This window comes from Polaribacter aquimarinus (assembly GCF_003129485.1).
Lineage (GTDB): Bacteria > Bacteroidota > Bacteroidia > Flavobacteriales > Flavobacteriaceae > Polaribacter > Polaribacter aquimarinus.
In genome coordinates this window covers 19,269-38,491 of the sequence record NZ_QFFG01000003.1, presented here as the reverse complement: position 1 = coordinate 38,491, position 19,223 = coordinate 19,269, and the positions used below count along the sequence as shown (strand labels likewise).

Sequence of the window (19,223 nt, the reverse complement as noted above, 5' to 3'; positions counted from 1 at the left end):
TAATATATATCTATGGTGTTAAAAAGTTCATTGGTTTCTGTTGATTGGTTATATACGCATTTAAATGATAATAATTTAATCCTATTAGATTGCACTATTTCAAAAGTTACTGCCAATAAAAGTCATTCAGTTATAAAAAATAAACAATGTATTAAAGGTGCTGTATTTTTTGATATTAAAAATGTATTTTCTGATATATCTGCTGAATTTCCAAACACTGTTTTGCCTCCAAATGTTTTTGAAAAAAAAGCGCAAAACTTAGGTGTAAATAAGGATAGCTGTATTATTTGTTACGATGATTTAGGGATGTACTCTTCACCTAGAGTTTGGTGGAATTTCAAACTAATGGGATTTGATAACATTGCTGTTTTGGATGGTGGGTTACCAAAATGGAAAGAGAACAATTATCCGATTGAAAAACCTAGAAAACATCAACTAAAGAAAGGAAATTTTATAGCAAGATATCATCCTAAAAAAGTAAAGTTTACTTCAGACGTAATAGAAGCTATACATAATGATAATATTATAATTGCAGATGCACGTTCAAAAGGGCGTTTTTACGGATCAGCAACAGAACCAAGAAAAGGCGTAAAAAGTGGTCACATACCCAATTCTGTGAGTTTGCCATATTCCGAAATTCAAAAAGACGGATTATTATTATCAAAAGAAGAATTAAAATCTATTTTTAATCAAATAATACTAAAAAAAGAAGAATTAATATTTTCTTGTGGAACAGGAATTACCGCATCAGTTTTGGCTTTAGCTGCAGAAATTGCAGGGTTAAAAAACTATGCAGTTTATGATGGTTCTTGGACGGAATGGGGAAGTACAAACAATTTACCAATAGCATTGTAATTATGAGTTTAAATTGGACAAAAAAAGAGTTTTTAGCATATGTATTATTGTATGCAGCACATTGTAATCATTTTGAAACTAAAGAAGAAGAGCATTATATATTATCTTTAATAGATGAAAAAACATTTCATAGAATTCACACAGAAGTAGTGGTAGATTCAGACGAGGAGAATTTAAATAAAATTCAACAGTATTTATCAGAAAATAAATTTAATCAAAACGAAAAAGAAGTACTTTTAAGAGAAGTTAAAAATGTATTTTTTGCGGATGGTTCTGTAGATATTATTGAGAAAAAAGTGTACGGTATATTAAAGAAAATAATTGGTTAGGCATGCAAAGGTTATCTGTTGAAAAAATTATTCTGAAAATAGAAAACGAAGAAACGTTTGAAGCTGTTTCTAAAGATTATTCTTTTACAATTAAAATTGATGAGTACGTGCATTATGCTTGTGGTGCTGTACACGACGGACATCAGTTTCGAAAAGAATTGTGGAACAATTGCATGCATACAGAATACGAACGTTGGTTTGAAGAAGACCCTGAGACCAAAGAAATGGTAAAAAGTCATCCAATTGTAATTGCTGGTTGCGATTCGCGTTTTGAATACGATTTAAACAGGGCTCCCCAAACGGCAATTTATGAAGATGCTTGGGGAAAGCAATTATGGAAAAACCCTTTGCCTAAAGAAATGCATGTAAAAAGTTTAGAAAAACACGCTAATTTTTACAAAGTTGTTCATACATTAATTTCTAAATTAGAAGAAAAGTTTGGTGTCTGTATTGTTTACGATATGCATTCTTACAATTGGAAACGTTGGACAAGAGAAGTACCTACATGGAATTTAGGGACTTCTAATATTGATAATAAAAGGTTTGGAAACGAAGTAGCTTCATGGAGTACCACACTAGGAAAAATGAAACTACCAAACAATATTAAATCGACTTCACTAATCAACGATACTTTTCAAGGAAATGGATATTTCTTAAAATACATCACTCAAAACTTTAATAATACATTAGTGTTAGCAACAGAAATTGCAAAAGTTTATTGTGATGAATTATCGCAAATAATGTATCCAGAAGTAGTAGTGGCTGTTGAAAAATATTTAAGAACAGCGTTAAAAACTCACGCAGATGATTTTTATAAAGCGCATAAATTGTAATTTTGCAGTTCTTAATAGAATATTGAATGATGAAGGATAGCGTTTCTGTAAAAAATCAAAAATTATTTGAGATTGATCAAAAAATTGATGCATTGGTCAAGAAGATAGAGATGCTCAATTATGTGAATCCAAATAATATAGAATCGGAAAAAGAAATCTTTTTTAATTCTAAATATTTAACAGACCCGAAGTTTACTTACCCAAAAAGAGATTTTGATAAATTTTCTTTGCATAAAGAGTTTTTTGCCTTAAAAATTGATGATATCGAAGATGAGCGTTTGCGAGATTTTTATGAAGATATTATTTATTTTTATTCGGGTTTGATTCAATGTATAGAAACCATTGGTAAGGGTAAACGTTTTTATTACAATAGTTTACGTTCTTTTGGAACTCCGACAGAACAAGATGTAGAAAACGCAAAATTTATATTGCATTTTGAGAGTGAAGATGCAAAATCAGAAATATTTCAACCAAAATATACGGCCACAGAATCACATCATTTTTTTAGAGAATATTCTAAAAATTACGATTTTAGTTACAGCATAAAAAATGCTACAGCTATGGGGGCTATAGCTATGGTTTCCAATAGCATTCAAGCTTTGGTATTGAATGAGAATCATACGTTTTCTGATAATGAAATCAACATTTTAACTAATCATGAAATTGGCGTACATATGGTAACTACCATGAACGGAATGTTACATCCTTTAAAGATATTTTCTCATGGTTTCCCTAATAATGAAGAAACACAAGAGGGGTTAGCTGTATTTAGTGAATATATGTCAGGTAATTTAACCATTAAGCGTTTAAAGGAATTGGCATACAGAGTTTTAGCAGTTGATAGTTTAGCCAAAGGATATTCGTTTTCAAGAACATTTAGAATGTTACATAACGGTTACGATTTAGATAGAGAAGAAGCTTTTTATATTTCAGTTCGTGCACATAGAGGAGGAGGTTTTACCAAAGATTACTTGTATTTAACCGGATTAAAAAAGATTTACGATTATCATCAAGAAGGTAAAGATTTAAGTTTGCTGTTAACGGGTAAAGTATCTATTGAGTTTGTAGAAGATATTAAGTATATGATTGCTCACAACCACGCTATTCATGCGAAGCATGTCACAGATTCTTATGCTATAAATAAAAACACCAACAAAACCGTAGATTTTATTTTACATAACTTGAAGTAGTTAGCAAGCATTTACTGTTTATTCGCTAAATTTATTTCCTTAAGTAGTCTAATCTAATTAAATCAGATTTTTCTTTTGTTAAGTAACCCTTTTTATTGGCTACTAAATATATTTCATCACTTATATCTTTTTCACAATTTTAGCTAACGGTTTTGTGTATATTTTAGTTACATGGTTTGAGTACTAAATTTAGCAAATAATTACTGAATGGAAAATCCGTGAGAACTTTCGCACATAAACAATTAGCTAGAAATAAAGTTTATGCTTTGTTAGCATCAGTTTATTTTTTTACGATTTTTTTTATTACAAGCTTTGAATTTAATGTAAAATACCCAAAATAAATTCCAGAAGGAATGCCTGATACATCAATATAATTTTGATAAAAAGAATTGACCTGATAAACAATTCGTCCATTTAAATCTGAAAGACAAAATTTTGCGATCAATGTATTATTTTTTAATTTAAAATAAAGCCTATTTTTTACAGGATTTGGATACAACTGTATGTCATTTGAATATAAATCTAGTAAACCAAGGGATGAGAAATATTCATCAGCACCAACATCATACAGACCATCAGTAGGGCGTTCTTCACCATCTATATCTTTGGTAACTTCGCTAACTTCTACTCCTGCATCTATCGCTGGCGAATCACTTGTTATATGGTAGTTATAATTACTAATATCAACAAATTTTGCATCTGCTACATTTTCAATAACAAGGTTTCCTTCTCCTCCTAATTGATTATTTTCAAAACTACTACCATTTCCAACATAGAAATTGTTCTTATTAGCACCTGTTATATTATTGGACTGAAAACGAACATGCCTTACCTTATTGTTTACAAATGTGTTGTTATAAACTCGAAGATTAGAACCTACTCTTGCGTTGAGGCCATGTTCGAGGTTATCATGAAAAATATTATTTCTGATAACAACATCTTCAGTAGTACCTGCATTTTCAATTTCAATACCATCTATACAATCCGTAAATCTATTGCCTTCTATTATGACATTCTTTGTGCCTAAATGCATCACAAGTCCTTCTCCGGAACTTCCTGTACATCCAAGTTGAGTATCTTTCTCACAAGGTCTAAACCCTTTAAATACATTATTACGAACATAGATTGGACCAATCGTTTGCTTTAAATCGACACCATTTTCACCAGTTCGAGGTTTAGTAACTTCAAAGAGATTGTTTTCAATGGTGATGTTTGTGATGTTACTTCCAGAATGACCACATTGGAATCCATCAGCACCTATGTTTCGAAACGTACAATTACGAACGATTATATCATGTCCCTCGCTACCAATATTAATGGCATGAATATCTCTATCTATAGTATTTCCAGGGGCATCAATAAACTTACAGTTATCAATAATAACATCAGTTGCACCAATTATTGAAATGATTGGTTTTTTATAATTGATAAAGGTACAGTTGGTAATTCGTGAGCCGTTATTATTAGAATCTATTCGAATAGTTCCCGCCCCAGAGTTTGCATCAAAAGTTTTACCAATGTGAATAATGGCTTGTGAATAAACAGCTACTTTTATTGGTAGTAAACAAATAGCAAGCATTATTTTTAATTTTCTTTTCCTGCACTGAGAGATGTAACACATAATGTTTCTACAATTTTTGTAAGTTGATGACGCTGTATTCGAATTATTTTTTTAATTTCTTATTTTACTTTAAACTAGACTCTTAATTTTAAGTAAGTAAATATACTATTTTGGAATGGTTATTTATTCATAAGCATTGTATTATAAATATACTCATGAGAAATTTATCATTCTTATGTTTTTTGCAAAAAAAAACATCTGTTTTAAATATTTAGTCTTAATGTATTAAAGTCATTAATAACCAAATCTGCATTTTCTAATGTTTGGCCTTCTGCCATCGGGTTTTGATACCCAATAACAAAAATATTTGCGCCATTTGCAGCATGTACACCATTGTCTGAGTCTTCAATAACAATACAGTTTTCTTTAGGGGTATTTCCTAAAATGGCTGCTTTTTCAAAAATTTCTGGATGCGGTTTAGAAGCTGTTAAATCGGCACCACTAATTTTAGCTGTAAAAAAGCGGTCTAAATCAAAACGCTTAAAAACTCTATCGATGTTTACCATAGCAGAAGAAGAGGCTAAAACTAAAGTAAATCCTTTATTGTAAAAGTGTTTAATTAAATTTTCAACACCTTTTACCAAATGCAAATTGGGGTCGTTTTCGAAAAAATTTACGTAACGTTTTCTTTTATGCAGTACCAATTCTTCTGGGCTTAAATTTAAATTAAAATGAGCCACTAATTTCTGAAAAGCATTAATGGTAGAAGAACCGGTAAATGTTTTGTATAAATCGTCAGAAACCGTAACTCCAATAGCTTCAAACGTTTGGTAATAGGCCTTCTTATGAATTTCTTCAGAATCTATGATAACGCCATCCATATCAAAAATGATACATTTTATATTTTTTGGTAGGTTCATTTTAATCTAAAAATTTAGCTTTTAATTCAGGTGTTGGTAGCATACAACTTTCTTTTTTACCGAACCATTTGTAACGATTTTTGGCAATAAAATCGTAAACTAAATTTCGAAAACCTTCAGGAAAAATCCAAAAAACTTGAGTAAGTTGCCAGAACCCCCCAAAATCATTCATTACCTTAAGTGCTGCTGTAGATTTTATATCGTAAGAAACTCCTGGTTCATATAAAATTATAGAATCAATTTTAGAGGTATTTATTTTTAAATGATTGATAATCTTTTGTCCAGAATCAGATTGTAGTGCAGTAAATAGAAAAGTATTTTTCCTATCGTTTTTAATCACTTTTAACACAGAATTGTTGCATAAGTTGCAAACTCCATCAAATAGAATTATTTTTTTGTTTTCTGGTAATTCTGTCATTTTTAGGATTAGAAATAATACCAATGCAAAGATAATTTATCTTTTTTTAAATTTAGTGTAACATTTTTTTTATTCACACGTCTTATGGTTGTATTCTATAAAGTAGTTGTTTGATTTAACAAAAAATTAGCAACACCAGTAAAAAGCTTTAGGTACTTTAGTTTAAAATTAACCAACTAATGATTAAAATAGAAAAGCTTCATAAATCTTATCCAATCGGTAAAGATTCACTTCACGTTTTAAAAGGGATTGATTTACATATTAAAGAAGGAGAATTTGTTTCCATTATGGGGTCTTCTGGTTCTGGAAAATCTACTTTATTAAATATCGTAGGTTTGTTAGATATACATGATGAAGGAAGTTATTATTTAAATGGACAATTAATAAAAGATTTAAATGAGAAAAAAGCAGCTATTTTAAGAAACAAATTTTTAGGATTTGTTTTTCAATCATTTAATTTAATATCATACAAAACTGCTTTAGAAAATGTTGCATTGCCTCTGTACTACAAAGGGATGAACAGAAAAGAACGTTTAAAAGTGGCATTAGAATATTTAGATAAAGTTGGTTTAAAAGACTGGGCTAACCATTTACCTAATGAACTTTCTGGAGGACAAAAACAACGTGTTGCCATTGCAAGAGCTTTGGTAACAAAGCCAAAAGTTGTTTTAGCAGATGAGCCAACAGGAGCATTAGATTCTACAACTACAGATTCAGTAATGGATTTGTTAAAAGATATTAACGATGAAGGTATGACCGTTTTTGTGATTACTCACGAAGAAGAAGTTGCAGAACAAACCAAACGAGTTGTGCGTCTAAAGGATGGAGTTATAATTAGTGACGAATTAACCAAAACAGCTAAAGCCGTTTAATCATGTTCGATTTAGATCGTTGGAGAGAAATATTTCAAAGTATTAATAAAAACAGATTACGTTCTGTAATGTCTGGTTTAACAGTTGCTTTTGCTATTTTACTATTTACTTTATTATTTGGAGTAGTTAGTGGATTAAGCAACTCTTTTAAATCTGCATTTGCTGACGATGCTCAAAATATGATGGTGGTTCGTGTTTGGAAAACTTCTAAGCCATACAAGGGTTTACAAACAGGAAGAAGAATTCAACTTAGAAACAACGATTATGATTTTGTTAAAGAAGAATACGAAAAGAATATTCAATACCAAACAGCTAGAATTTACAAAAGTGTAAGCATTAAATATAAAAATAATGCAGACAATTATCGTCTAAGAGCAGTTCATCCAGATCATCAATATTTAGAAAAAACAATTATAGATGAGGGTAGGTATTTAAATGAAAGAGATTTAAAAGAGAAATCTAAAGTTTTAGTGATTGGTAGATTGTTAAAAAAAGATTTGTTTGGTGAAAAACCAGCCTTGAATAAAAGAGTGAACGTGAATGGAAGTTCTTTTTTAATTATTGGTGTTTTTTCTGATGATGGTGGCGATAATGAAGAAAGACAAGCCTATATGCCAGTTACTACTGCTCAAATGATGTATGGTAATAACGATTACATTAGTCAAATAAACTTAGGTTATAATCCAAATTTAAGCTTAGATGCTGCCATTGCATTTGGTAATAAAATGGAGCGCGATTTACGTAAGAGGATGAATATTCACCCAGACGATCAAAGTGCACTCTCTGTTCGTAATATGGCAGAAGCAAATAAAGGTGTGGGGCAATTTATGTTTATATTGTATATCATTGTAATATTTGTAGGTTCAGGAACTTTAATAGCAGGTATTATAGGTATTTCTAATATTATGATTTTTGTGATTAAAGAACGAACTAAAGAGTTTGGTATTCGTAAAGCTTTAGGTGCTAAACCTTCTTCTATTGTAGGTATGGTAGTACAAGAATCTGTATTGATAACCACATTAGCAGGGTATTTAGGTTTATCTTTAGGAACTTATATTCTAAGTTTAGAGTCGCTTCAAGAGGTTTTAGAAAAATATTTTATTAAAGAACCAAGTGTAAGTCCTGGAATTGTAATTGGAGCAACAATTGTATTAATTTTATCTGGATTAATTGCAGGTTATGTGCCTGCAAAAAAAGCCGCAAATATTAAACCTATAGAAGCCTTAAGAGCAGATTAGTTATGAAGTTTTTATTCGATTCAGATACATGGCAAGAAATTTACGGGAGTATTCGTAAAAATAAAATTAGAACTGTAATTACAATTATAGGTGTATTATGGGGTATATTCTTGCTGGTTGTACTTTTAGGTGCAGCTAGGGGAATGGAAAATGGCTTCAAAAAAATATTCGGTGATTTTGCAACCAATAGTGTTTTTGTATGGACACAAAGAACAGATACACCTTTTAAAGGTTTTCAGAAAGGGAGAAGATTTAATCTGAATATGAATGATATTGAGGCTTTAGAATCGGAATATGATGACAAGATTAAATTTTTGGCACCAAGAAATCAGACTAGTAATTTACTTGTTCATGATTTTAAATCAGGAAGCTTTCAAGTAAGTGGAGATTATCCAGTTTTGGATAGAATTCAAAAAAAGAAATTAGTTTACGGAAGATTTATCAATCAGAATGATATTTTATTAACGTCAAAAGTTACTGTAATTTCAGAAGATATGTATAAACAATTGTTTGATAAAGATGAAATGCCAATTGGAGAATACATTAAAATTAATAGTATAAACTATAAAGTTGTCGGGGTTTATGGAGCTTCTAATGGAATTGATTTAGACGGGGATACTGCCTATATTCCTTTTACAACATTTAGAAAAGTATATAACACTGCCGATAATATAGATTGGATGGTAATTACAGCAAATAAAAATGTAGATATCAAACAGATGGAAAGTGATATAAAACTAACCTTAAAAAGTTTACACAAAGTTCATCCTGAAGACAATAGAGCCTTTGGTTCTTTTAATTTAGGAACTGAGTTTGCTAAGTTTACAGATTTTTTAACAGGTATGCAGTTTTTAACTTGGTTTGTTGGTATTGCAACTCTAATTGCTGGAGTTTTTGCCATCGGAAATATTCTGTTAATTACCGTAAAAGAGCGTACAAAAGAAATTGGAATTAGAAGAGCTCTTGGAGCAACACCAAAAAGTATTAGACAGCAAATAATTTTAGAATCTGTTTTTTTAACCACGGTTGCAGGTATGCTAGGTATAGTATTTGGAGGTCTAATATTATTTATTATTGATGCTGCTTTTGGTCAAGGAGATGATGCAGCTTTAATAAATCCAACCGTAAATATTCCTATAATTATTATAGCCTTTACAACATTAATTGTGTTAGGAACCTTAATTGGCTTAATTCCTGCACATATGGCGACCATAGTTAAACCAATAGAAGCCTTAAGAGAAGAATAAATTAATCAACAAATCATGAGTAAAAGAGCAAAGATCATTTTAATTGTAATAGCAATACTATTTGTAGCTGCACTTATTTGGTTCGGTAAAAAGAACAAAAAAAGTATAGTAGAGTACGAAACAGAGAAACCTTTTAAAACTACGATTGTTAAAAAGACAGTTGCTACTGGTAAAGTAACTCCATTAGAAGAAATTGAAATAAAACCTCAAATTACTGGTATTATTGATAAAATTATGCTTTTAGAAGGCTCTAAAGTTAAAAAAGGAGACCTAATCGCAACTGTAAGAGTTGTGCCTAATGAGCAATCTTTAATTAGCGCTAGAGGTAGAGTAGATAATATTAAAATAAGATTAAACAATGCTAAAGTTTCGTATTTAAGGAATAAAACTTTATTCGAAAAAGGAGTTATAGCTAGAGCTGCATATGAAGCGGTTGAGTTAACTTACAGACAAGCGCAACAAGATTTAAAAAATGCACAGAATGATTATTTAATCATTAAAAAAGGATCAGCAGGTTCTGGTGGAGCAGCTAATACAAATATTATAGCTCAAATTTCTGGGACTATATTAGAGATTCCTGTTAAAGAAGGGGATCAAGTAATCCAATCTAATAACTTTAATGCTGGTACTACTATTGCCTCAATAGCAGATATGAGTAAGATGATTTTTGAAGGTAAAGTAGATGAGTCAGAAGTTGGAAAATTGGTAAAAGGTAGTGATATAGAAGTTTCTATCGGTGCTATAGAAGGTAAAAAATTTCCGGCAAAATTAAATTTTGTAGCTCCAAAAGGTACAGAAGAAAACGGTGCAGTTCAGTTTAAAATAAAAGCAGATGTTTCTTTAGATGATAAGTTTTTTATTAGAGCTGGTTACAGTGCAAATGCAGATATTGTTTTAGAGAAAAAAGATAGTGTCTTATCAATAAAAGAAGCGTTATTAAAGTTTGATAAGAAAACTGAAGAGCCTTATGTAGAGGTAAAGCAAGCTGATGGAAAGTTTAAAAAAGTTACCTTGAAATTGGGCACCTCAGACGGTATTAATGTAGAGATTTTAGAGGGAGTTGTTGCAGATGATGAAATTAAAATATGGAACAAAGTTTCTAAAGATGAAAAGAAAAAAGATAATTAATAGAATACATTAAAAATTTAAAAGAGGAACTCATTTTTATGAGTTCCTCTTTTTTTTACCACCAAATCATAAATATTTTTAGAATCACACCATTTTCTTGTTTAAACCAACATAATGGTGAGTATTTTTTGTGATAAAATTCTTTGCAAATATCAGTAAAATCAGGATAATTCATCCAATTCACATTTTTACACGGTTTAATTATCCAATCTTTTTTATTAGGAATATAAAATTTACAATTCGAAAATTGAGATAATTGTTCATGATTCAGGTAATACCCAGAAATGCAATCATTATTTAGTATTTCAAGTGTTATGTTCTTTTTTGAAAAAGGAATAAATAATTGCGCTTTAAAATATACTTGCTGTGCTATTTGTGATGCTTGTAAATTAATAGAATTTAAATATTCTTTACACTCTTTGGTATATAATAGGGGTAGTTGTTTTTCTTTGAGTTTAGTAAGTTTTTCGATTAAAGAATCTTTTCTGTTTGGACCAATAAAATGATCGATTTCAGAAGTGCCAACTGTACAATCATAGAGATAAAATTTATAAATTATTTCTAAATGTATAACTGTATTATCTCTTTTGATGATGCAATCTAACTCACCTAAGGTTCTTTTATTTTGCTGAATTTGGATGTTCTCACAAAGCATATCAATATGGTCTTCTTGTGATAATTGAAAAGAAACCAAACGTTCTATATATTTTCCTAAACGTAGTTTTTTATTAACATCAATAGTTATACGATTAGTTTTTTTTGGGGATTTAAACTGGGTTAAATCAAGTACAGCATTACCTTTCCATAGACTTGGAGTTTTTAAAAAACTTTCGTATCGATTTTGGATGTCTTTGATTTTTTGACGCATGAGAAAACCGAAGTTACAAATCTATTTTGTAAATTGACGTTTTAAATTTATCAAAATGCAAATCGAAAAAAGTACCTACAATTTTTTAAAAGACTTACAAAAAAATAATACTAGAGATTGGTTTGCAGACAATAAACCTTTATATACCAAAGCTTTGAAAAATGCAAAAGATGTTTTTGCAGATATAAACCAAAAGCTACAAGAGCACGACGAGATAGAAAAATCGAAAATGATGCGTATTTATAGAGATGTTCGTTTTTCTAAAGACAAAACACCTTACAAAGCTCATTTTGCAAATTCTTATTCAAGACTTGGTAAAGAGCTAAGAGGAGGTTATTTTTTAAGAATTAGACCTGGAGAATCGTTTTTGGCAGGCGGATTTTGGGAACCAAATAAAGAAGATTTATTTAGAATTCGAAAAGAAATAGAAATGGATGCTTCTGAAATTCGTGGAATTTTAGAAGATAAAAATTACATAAAACATTTTGGTGGTAAATTTGAGAGTTTTGGTGAATTGAAAACTGCACCAAGAGGATTTGATGCAGCACATCCAGATGTAGATTTGTTAAGAAAAAAAGGCTTTATTGCAGTAAAAAACTTTTCTGATAAAGAAGTATTAGCGGTAGATTTTACGGATAAAGTAAATGAAGGTTTTAAGGCTTTACGTCCGTTTTTTAATTTGTTTAGCGATATTTTAACAACAAATTTAAATGGAGAGTCTATTATCTAAATGAGTACAGTTTTTGAATTAAAAATTAAAGTTTCTCTTGATGATATAGATACATTAGATCATGTAAATAATTTGGTGTATGTAAAGTGGATGGACGACATTGCAACCACACATTGGAATTTTTTGACTAAAGACAATCCTTTACCTCAATATGTTTGGGTTGTAATGCGTCATGAAATAGATTATTTAAAGCAAGCAGGATTAGGTGATGAAATTACAGTAAAAACGTGGGTAGGAGAGACTAGAGGAATTACTTCTGTGCGTTTTATGGAGTTTTATAAAAACGAAGATTTGTTGGTAAAAGCCAAAACAACTTGGGTAATGTTAGACGCTAAAACACATAAACCCACTAGAATTAGAGAAAATGTTTTAAAAGTATTACAGCCATCTAAATAAAAGTATCTTTGCATAAAATTTAGATACAAAATGTCCACTTTTTCATCGTTAGGAGTTCAAAAAGAATATATAAAATCTATTAAAGAAATCGGAATTTCTATACCTACAGAAATTCAAGAGAAAACAATCCCTACTTTATTAAAATCTAAAACAGATTTTATTGGTTTGGCACAGACTGGTACTGGGAAAACAGCAGCTTTTGGTTTACCTATTTTGCATCATATTGATGCAGATTCAGAGCATATTCAAGCATTAATTTTATCACCAACTAGAGAATTGGTTCAACAAATAAAAAAACAATTGTTCAAGTTTACTAAATATAGTAACCAAAGAATTTTTGTGGAAGCTGTTTTTGGAGGAGAAAAGATTGACAGACAAATGAATAATTTGAAAAGAACAACTCATATTGTTGTGGCTACTCCTGGTCGGTTAATCGATTTAATAGAAAGGGGCGCTGTAGATATAAGTCATGTTAACACAGTAGTTTTAGACGAGGCTGACGAAATGTTAAGCATGGGTTTTAAACAAGATTTAAATAGAATCTTAAAATTTACAACAACGTCAAACAGAAAAACGTGGTTATTCTCGGCTACTATGCCAGATGAAATTAAACGTATAGTAAAAACTTATATGGATGCTAATGCTCCAAGAGTAGAAATCAATAGAAATGCTTTAGTTAATGCTAATATTCGTCATCAATTTGCTAGAACAACATTAAAAGAAAAGACAGATGATATTGTTACTTTTTTAGAAAAAAGACAAGCTCATAGAGGAATTATTTTTTGCAGGACCAAAGCTGGTGCACAGAATTTATCAAAACAATTGATAGAAGAAGGGTTTTCTGCTGCTGCTTTAGAAGGTGATATGCAACAAAAAGAGCGTGATAAAGTAATGCGTGCTTTTAAAAATGAATCCTTACAGTATTTAATTTCTACAGATGTTTCGGCTAGAGGAATAGATGTTAAAGGTTTAGAGTTTGTGGTTCACCATCAATTACCAGAAAAATTAGAATACTACACTCACAGAAGTGGTAGAACAGCAAGAGCGGGAAAAACAGGAATTTCAATTGCTTTTGTTTTACCATCAGAAATCGAAAAAATTCATCAAATACAAAAAGAATTGAACATTAAATTTACAGAGGTTAACGTTTAAAATGGAACTAATTTATGTGTTAGACATACTGGGTACTTTTGCATTTGCAGTTAGTGGTGCTTTGGTTGCAGCAGATAAAAAATTCGATTTGTTTGGAGTTATTATTATTGCTTTTGTAACTGCTGTTGGAGGTGGTATGTTGCGAGATGTTTTAATAGATGCTCATCCAATAAATTGGATTGGAGATTTAAATTATCTATATACCATTTTTGCGGCTGTATTGTTAACGTTTTTATTTAAAAGCAAAATTTTACCTTTGAGTAAAACACTTTTTTTATTTGATACTATTGGTTTGGGTGTTTTTACCTTATTGGGTTTACAAAAGGGTTTATTTTATCATTTGCATCCGATTATTGCATTAATTATGGGAATGATCTCTGCTGTTTTTGGAGGAGTTTTACGCGATGTCTTAACCAATAAAGTACCATTGATTTTTGAGAAAGAAATTTACGCTTCTGCTTGTTTAGCTGGAGGTGTGACGTATTTAGCGCTAAATCATTTTAATATTTCAGAGAACTTGGTATTTATTATTTCGGCATCTGTTATCGTTATAATTAGAGTTATTGCTGTAAAATTTCATTTGCAATTGCCAAAAATTAAAGATGATCTGTTTGGTAAATCATAAAAAAAGACTTTAAATAATTTTAAAGTCTTTTCTTCTTGAAAACTATTTAATTAATTTACATCTTTCATTAATTCTTTTACAGAACGTATGAGTTGTTGATCAATTCCATTGTCAATTTTACCAGGCATATTTTTAACTTTAATCATAGGTTCCGTTTGGTTGTTTTCCATCCATTCACCAGCTTTATTCTTTGCACTTACTGGTACAACACCCCAGTAAGAACCATTTGGTAAACCTTCCCATCCAGCAAAACTACAAGTTCCAGGAACAGGCATTCCTACAGTTTTTCCAATTTTTAAATCGGTATAACCTTGTGCATAACAATGACCATCAGAATAATTACTTTCATTAAACATTGTTAAAGTTGGTTTTGTCCATCTCGATGTAGGTTCTCCACCTACAACTTTAGCAGCCGTAGCATAAGTAATAAAAGGTACTCCAGTAAAAAACATTGCTAAATCTGCAACTAAATCTCCGCCACCATTAAAACGTGTGTCTACAATTACTCCTTTTTTATCTAAATATTTACCCATCATATCTTGATAAATACTTCTATAAGGTCCATCTCCCATACCGGGAATATGTACATAACCTAATTGTCCGTTACTTAATTTTTCGACTTCTTTTTCGTTGGTTTTTACCCACCTTTTGTACAATAGCCCATATTCAGCACCCAAAGAAATTGGCTTAACAGTAATGTTCTGTGTTTTTTTATCATTAGGATTGTAAATTTCTAGTAACATAAATTTGCCAGATTTTCTATTGAAATACTTAGCAACATCTTGATTTTTATCGATAGTTATGCCATTAATTTTTTTGATAATCATCCCTGAAGAAACTTTAAAGTTTGCCTTGTCTAAAGGACCTCCTTTAATAATTTCTTCAATTCGGATTCCATCATCTTTAAAATTATAATCCATAAAAATACCTAAAGATGCAGTTGCATCTGCGTTAGAGACATTACTGCCTCTGTAGCCAGAACCAGCGTGAGAAACATTTAATTCTCCCAATAATTCAGATAACATTTCAGAAAATTCGTAAGCATTACTAATATGAGGTAAGTATTTTTGATATTCTTTTTTCATTTTATTCCAATTAATACCATGGAAAGTGGGTTCGTAAAATATTGCGTTTGTTCTTATCCAAACATGGTCAAACATTGCTTCTCTTTCTGCATATTCATCTAATTTTATTTCTCCTTTAATTTTAACAGTTTCTCTTTTTTTAGCAGATGGGTTTAATTTTGAAATGCTTCCACCACTTAATAGATATAGGTTTTTCATTTCTTTATCCCATTGTAAACTACCATATCCAACATTTAATTTCATTAACATTTTAGTTTCTCGGGTACGTAAATTTGTACTCCAGAGGTTAGAACGACCTTCAAAACTTGCTAAATAATATAAATAATCTCCTTTTTTAGAAAGCACTGCATCTCCCAACCTAGAAGAATGTATGGTTAGTCTTTTAGTTCTGTCTTTCATGTTGTCCCAATCAAAGGTCAGAAGTTTTACTTTCTTTTTCTTAGTATCTTTTTCTTTTGCTTTTTTGTCTTTTTTCTTGTCGTCTTTTTTATTTTTAGTTTTTTGCTTTTTTTCTTCTTCTTTAACTGCTTGCATTAATTTGTAATCTTCATCACTTAGATTAAAATTATCCCAAGCATCTTGAGAAAAAAACATACTAAACACATCACTCTGAGAACGACCACTTGTAGCGTAAGATTTTAATCCGTTTCTATTACTAAACCAAAGCATTTGTTTTCCATCGTTTACCCATTTTGGTCTCCAATCGTAATAACCACTTTCGTTTAAATTTATTCTTTTAGAGCCATCAGCAGCCATTAATAAGATCTCACTATTACTAAGTGTTTTATTCCAATCTACCAATAACCACTTGCTATCTGGACTCCAGGTAAAATACTTATCTCCATCTCTCATATGGAATAAATCTTTTGGTGTTAACAAAGTCACTTCTTTTTTAGATTCTACATCTTTAATTTTAAGTGTTCTTCTGCCTTCTATAAAAGCAATTTTTTTACCATCGGGAGAGTATTGAGCTAAATAATTATCAACCTTGTTTTTAATTAAAGTTTCTTCTTTAATAAGGGTAGCAGCATAGAAAAAAGGCTCTTCTTTTCTAACTTTTTCAGTTTTAAAAACACTCCATTTTCCGTTTCTTTCGCTACTATATATTACCGATTTTCCTTCTGGTCCCCAAGAAACAAAACGCTCGTTTTGTGGCGTGTTAGTAAGTCTTTTAGTAAAAGATTTATCAACAGATGTTACAAAAACTTCCCCTCTAGCAATAAAAGCAATTTCTTTTCCGTTTGGGGAAACTGCCATTTCATTAATTCCTCCATTAACAGAAATAAATTTTTCTGTGTTTTCTTTATCTTGGGTAATGATATTTACACTGATTTTTTTAGGTTTTTGTCCTTCTCTCATAGTATACAATTCACCATCATATCCAAAGGAAAGAATTCCATTTCCAAAACTTAAAAAACGAACAGGGTGTAATTTAAAAGATGTTATTTGCTGTGATTGAGATGGATTTGATAAAGACAATTTGTGTACATTAAAAGAACCACTTTTTTCACTTAAATAGTAGATCTCTTTTTCATCGCTAGTAAAAATTGGTTGTCTGTCTTCAGCACTATTGGTGGTAATCATTTTATGATCACCTGTTTTGGTGTTATAAGTCCAAATATCTCTAGTTATAGCTGAAGTATGATGTTTTCTCCATTCATTTTCGCCTCCTTTTTTATCATGGTATAACATTGTCTTACCGTCTTTAGAAAATTGAATATCTTCTGCAGGAAGAGTTAACAATTGACTAACTCTACCTGTTTTAACAGGAACACTATATAATTCTGATTGAGATCTGTGTGGATGTTGCCTATGGTTTGCAGCATCTTGTCTTAATGCTCCAAAAACTACATTTTTATCATCTGCTGAAAATGAATAAGGGACTTCGTTATTTGAATGATAAGTTAATCTTCTAGCCTGACCTCCTTTAGAACTCATGACATAAACATCAAAATTACCGTACCTATTAGATGCAAAAGCAATTTTAGAACCATCTTTATTCCAAACCGCTTTGTAATCGTGTGCATTATGATAAGTAAGTTGTTGTGCGGTACCTCCATTAGAACTAACTTTGTATAAATCACCTTTATAAGTAAATACAATTTGAGTTCCATCTGGAGAAATTGATGAATGTCTCATCCATAATGGATTGTTTTGACTAAAAAAAGAAAAGGAAATTAGTGTGAAGAATAAGGTAAGATGTTTCATTGGATAAAAAAATTTGTCTAATTTAATGATTTGGAATTATTTGTAACTTATTATAGTGTTAAAAAAGATAAATATGGAGGCAATGAGTTTTAAAAATTTTGATGATTTTCGTTCTATATTAGGAAAGCAGTTACCAACAGGAAATTGGTATACCATTACTCAAGAAATGATAAACGATTTCGCAAATGCAACTTTAGACAAACAATGGATTCATTTAGATGAAAAAAGAGCTGCTAAAGAAAGTCCTTTTGGTAAAACTATAGCTCATGGGTTTATGTCTGTTGCTATGATTTCCAGATTTTTAGAAGAAATTTTTACTATTAAAAGTATAAAAATGGGCTTAAATTATGGATTGAATAAAGTGCGTTTTCCAAATCCCGTATTAGTTAATAGTGAACTTAGAATAAAATCTTCAGTTAAAGAAATTATAGATATCAATAATAATGGAATTAAGGTGGTTTTTAATTGTAAAATAGAAATTAGAGGAGAAGAAAAACCAGCTTGTGTTGCAGAATTTATTGCTGCATTTTTTGAATAATAAAAGCTGCTTTTAGCAGCTTTTATATGGTATTTGTTTATTATGATAGAATACCATCATCGGCACACTTTTTAGAATACCAGACTAAGAATACACCAATAATAATAACCATTAAAGGCATAATCATACCTCCTGGACCATAAACGTCCATAGCACCACTTATAAAAAAATTATAAATCATTTGAACAATAATTCCAAGAAGTGAAATTACAAAAATTGTTTTAGCTAATTTTTTTCTCATTAAAAGTAAAATACATGCAAAAAGACCGCCCCAAACTGCAATTGCAAAAGCAGCTGTTGCCCAAGCAGGAACATTTTCATATAACGCTTGTTGTTCTTTTGGTAGAGTAGCTTTTATTTCATCAGTCATAAAAGCTTGAGATAAATAAGCCATTACTCCCATAAAATTCCAAATTAGCGCAATAACACTTATTACCCAAAATGATGTTGTTGGTTTTGTAGAATTAGTCATAATTATTTTGTTTTGTTAATAGTTATTAAAAGTACAAAAATATTTGTTTAATTATAAAATGTAAAGTATATTTGTCATTATAATAAATTTGTTTGTCAAATTGTAAAATATATTATGTCAAAATCATCCATTTGCGAAAGAGAAAGAAGTCATTTAGAGAAAATGAATAAATTTCAGTTATCACATAAATTTAAAAATATAGGGATTTATATAGCTATAGGTACTTTTATTTTATTGATAGGAAGAAAGTACATAGAAAACTCTGAATGGATAAGACCAATTTTGCAGGGAGTTTTATTGGTTGGTTTATTGTTAACCTCTTTAGCTAAAGACAAAGAAGAAGATGAGTTTATTGACAGTTTACGATCACAATCTTATCGTTTAGCTTTTTTGCTTGCTATTGTGTATTCATTACTGCAACCTTTGATAAATTATGGTGTAGCTCAATTATTTAATGAAAATGATGAGTTAAAATCGTTCAACTATTTCCAGGTGTTATTTTTTATGTTGGTTGTTCAGTTGTTATTTTTTTGGCAATTAAAAAGAATGAACAACTAA

At 30.3% G+C, this 19,223-nt stretch carries 20 protein-coding genes; 14 read left to right on the top strand and 6 right to left on the bottom strand.

What is annotated here, in order from left to right; translation table 11 throughout:
• The first annotated feature begins 12 nt into the window (after positions 1-12).
• Genes DIS07_RS07390 through DIS07_RS07375 form a run of 4 tightly spaced genes read left to right on the top strand, consistent with a single transcriptional unit; the run spans position 13 to position 3,207 of the window.
• Positions 13-855: a sulfurtransferase gene (locus DIS07_RS07390; protein WP_235869107.1), complete on the top strand. Its 843-nt coding sequence runs from the start codon at positions 13-15 to the stop codon at positions 853-855.
• A gap of 2 nt (positions 856-857) precedes the next feature.
• Entirely contained in the window at positions 858-1,184 is a 327-nt protein-coding gene (locus DIS07_RS07385) for a hypothetical protein (protein WP_109404616.1), read from the top strand.
• Between the two features lie 2 nt (positions 1,185-1,186).
• Complete coding sequence (locus tag DIS07_RS07380; RefSeq protein ID WP_109404615.1) at positions 1,187-2,017, top strand: N-formylglutamate amidohydrolase; 831 nt, start codon at positions 1,187-1,189, stop codon at positions 2,015-2,017.
• 26 nt (positions 2,018-2,043) lie between these two features.
• Entirely contained in the window at positions 2,044-3,207 is a 1,164-nt protein-coding gene (locus DIS07_RS07375) for a flavohemoglobin expression-modulating QEGLA motif protein (protein ID WP_317045906.1), read from the top strand.
• 280 nt (positions 3,208-3,487) lie between these two features.
• On the opposite strand, the gene DIS07_RS07370 is transcribed toward DIS07_RS07375, so the two are convergent.
• The 3 genes from DIS07_RS07370 to DIS07_RS07360 all read right to left on the bottom strand — a co-directional run bounded on the left by DIS07_RS07370 (position 3,488) and on the right by DIS07_RS07360 (position 6,106).
• Positions 3,488-4,786 carry a right-handed parallel beta-helix repeat-containing protein gene (locus DIS07_RS07370; RefSeq protein ID WP_181374565.1) on the bottom strand — a complete coding sequence of 433 codons (1,299 nt, stop codon included), beginning with the start codon at positions 4,784-4,786 and terminating at the stop codon, positions 3,488-3,490.
• A 245-nt stretch (positions 4,787-5,031) separates the two neighbouring features.
• Positions 5,032-5,688: an HAD family hydrolase gene (locus tag DIS07_RS07365; RefSeq protein ID WP_109404612.1), complete on the bottom strand. Its 657-nt coding sequence runs from the start codon at positions 5,686-5,688 to the stop codon at positions 5,032-5,034.
• Position 5,689: 1 nt separating this feature from the next.
• Positions 5,690-6,106 (bottom strand): thiol-disulfide oxidoreductase DCC family protein, encoded by a 417-nt coding sequence (locus DIS07_RS07360; RefSeq protein ID WP_109404611.1) that lies wholly within the window; start codon positions 6,104-6,106, stop codon positions 5,690-5,692.
• 179 nt (positions 6,107-6,285) lie between these two features.
• Between DIS07_RS07360 and DIS07_RS07355 the strand changes: the two genes are divergently transcribed.
• The 4 genes from DIS07_RS07355 to DIS07_RS07340 are packed head-to-tail and all read left to right on the top strand — an operon-like array spanning position 6,286 to position 10,591.
• Entirely contained in the window at positions 6,286-6,978 is a 693-nt protein-coding gene (locus DIS07_RS07355) for an ABC transporter ATP-binding protein (RefSeq protein ID WP_109404610.1), read from the top strand.
• A 2-nt stretch (positions 6,979-6,980) separates the two neighbouring features.
• Positions 6,981-8,216, top strand: coding sequence for an ABC transporter permease (locus DIS07_RS07350; protein WP_109404609.1), 1,236 nt, complete (start codon positions 6,981-6,983; stop codon positions 8,214-8,216).
• A 2-nt stretch (positions 8,217-8,218) separates the two neighbouring features.
• The gene (locus DIS07_RS07345) at positions 8,219-9,463 is read left to right on the top strand and encodes an ABC transporter permease (RefSeq protein WP_109404608.1); all 1,245 of its coding nucleotides are present in this window, start codon (positions 8,219-8,221) and stop codon (positions 9,461-9,463) included.
• 15 nt (positions 9,464-9,478) lie between these two features.
• Positions 9,479-10,591 carry an efflux RND transporter periplasmic adaptor subunit gene (locus tag DIS07_RS07340; RefSeq protein ID WP_109404607.1) on the top strand — a complete coding sequence of 371 codons (1,113 nt, stop codon included), beginning with the start codon at positions 9,479-9,481 and terminating at the stop codon, positions 10,589-10,591.
• 55 nt (positions 10,592-10,646) lie between these two features.
• On the opposite strand, the gene DIS07_RS07335 is transcribed toward DIS07_RS07340, so the two are convergent.
• Complete coding sequence (locus DIS07_RS07335) at positions 10,647-11,459, bottom strand: DUF1853 family protein (RefSeq protein ID WP_109404606.1); 813 nt, start codon at positions 11,457-11,459, stop codon at positions 10,647-10,649.
• Between the two features lie 55 nt (positions 11,460-11,514).
• Between DIS07_RS07335 and DIS07_RS07330 the strand changes: the two genes are divergently transcribed.
• The 4 genes from DIS07_RS07330 to DIS07_RS07315 are packed head-to-tail and all read left to right on the top strand — an operon-like array spanning position 11,515 to position 14,362.
• A complete protein-coding gene (locus DIS07_RS07330; protein WP_109404605.1) occupies positions 11,515-12,189 on the top strand; it encodes a DUF2461 domain-containing protein in 675 nt (224 codons plus the stop codon).
• Positions 12,190-12,585 (top strand): acyl-CoA thioesterase, encoded by a 396-nt coding sequence (locus DIS07_RS07325; RefSeq protein ID WP_109404604.1) that lies wholly within the window; start codon positions 12,190-12,192, stop codon positions 12,583-12,585.
• A 30-nt stretch (positions 12,586-12,615) separates the two neighbouring features.
• Entirely contained in the window at positions 12,616-13,737 is a 1,122-nt protein-coding gene (locus DIS07_RS07320) for a DEAD/DEAH box helicase (RefSeq protein WP_109404603.1), read from the top strand.
• 1 nt (position 13,738) lies between these two features.
• A complete protein-coding gene (locus DIS07_RS07315) occupies positions 13,739-14,362 on the top strand; it encodes a trimeric intracellular cation channel family protein (protein ID WP_109404602.1) in 624 nt (207 codons plus the stop codon).
• Positions 14,363-14,412: 50 nt separating this feature from the next.
• On the opposite strand, the gene DIS07_RS07310 is transcribed toward DIS07_RS07315, so the two are convergent.
• Positions 14,413-17,655, bottom strand: coding sequence for a S41 family peptidase (locus tag DIS07_RS07310; protein WP_109404601.1), 3,243 nt, complete (start codon positions 17,653-17,655; stop codon positions 14,413-14,415).
• A gap of 82 nt (positions 17,656-17,737) precedes the next feature.
• On the opposite strand from DIS07_RS07310, the gene DIS07_RS07305 reads away from it, so the two are divergent.
• The gene (locus tag DIS07_RS07305) at positions 17,738-18,193 is read left to right on the top strand and encodes a MaoC family dehydratase (RefSeq protein WP_235869106.1); all 456 of its coding nucleotides are present in this window, start codon (positions 17,738-17,740) and stop codon (positions 18,191-18,193) included.
• A 40-nt stretch (positions 18,194-18,233) separates the two neighbouring features.
• Here DIS07_RS07305 and DIS07_RS07300 read toward each other — a convergent pair whose 3' ends face one another.
• Entirely contained in the window at positions 18,234-18,665 is a 432-nt protein-coding gene (locus DIS07_RS07300; RefSeq protein ID WP_109404599.1) for a hypothetical protein, read from the bottom strand.
• 114 nt (positions 18,666-18,779) lie between these two features.
• On the opposite strand from DIS07_RS07300, the gene DIS07_RS07295 reads away from it, so the two are divergent.
• The gene (locus DIS07_RS07295; RefSeq protein WP_109404598.1) at positions 18,780-19,223 is read left to right on the top strand and encodes a hypothetical protein; all 444 of its coding nucleotides are present in this window, start codon (positions 18,780-18,782) and stop codon (positions 19,221-19,223) included.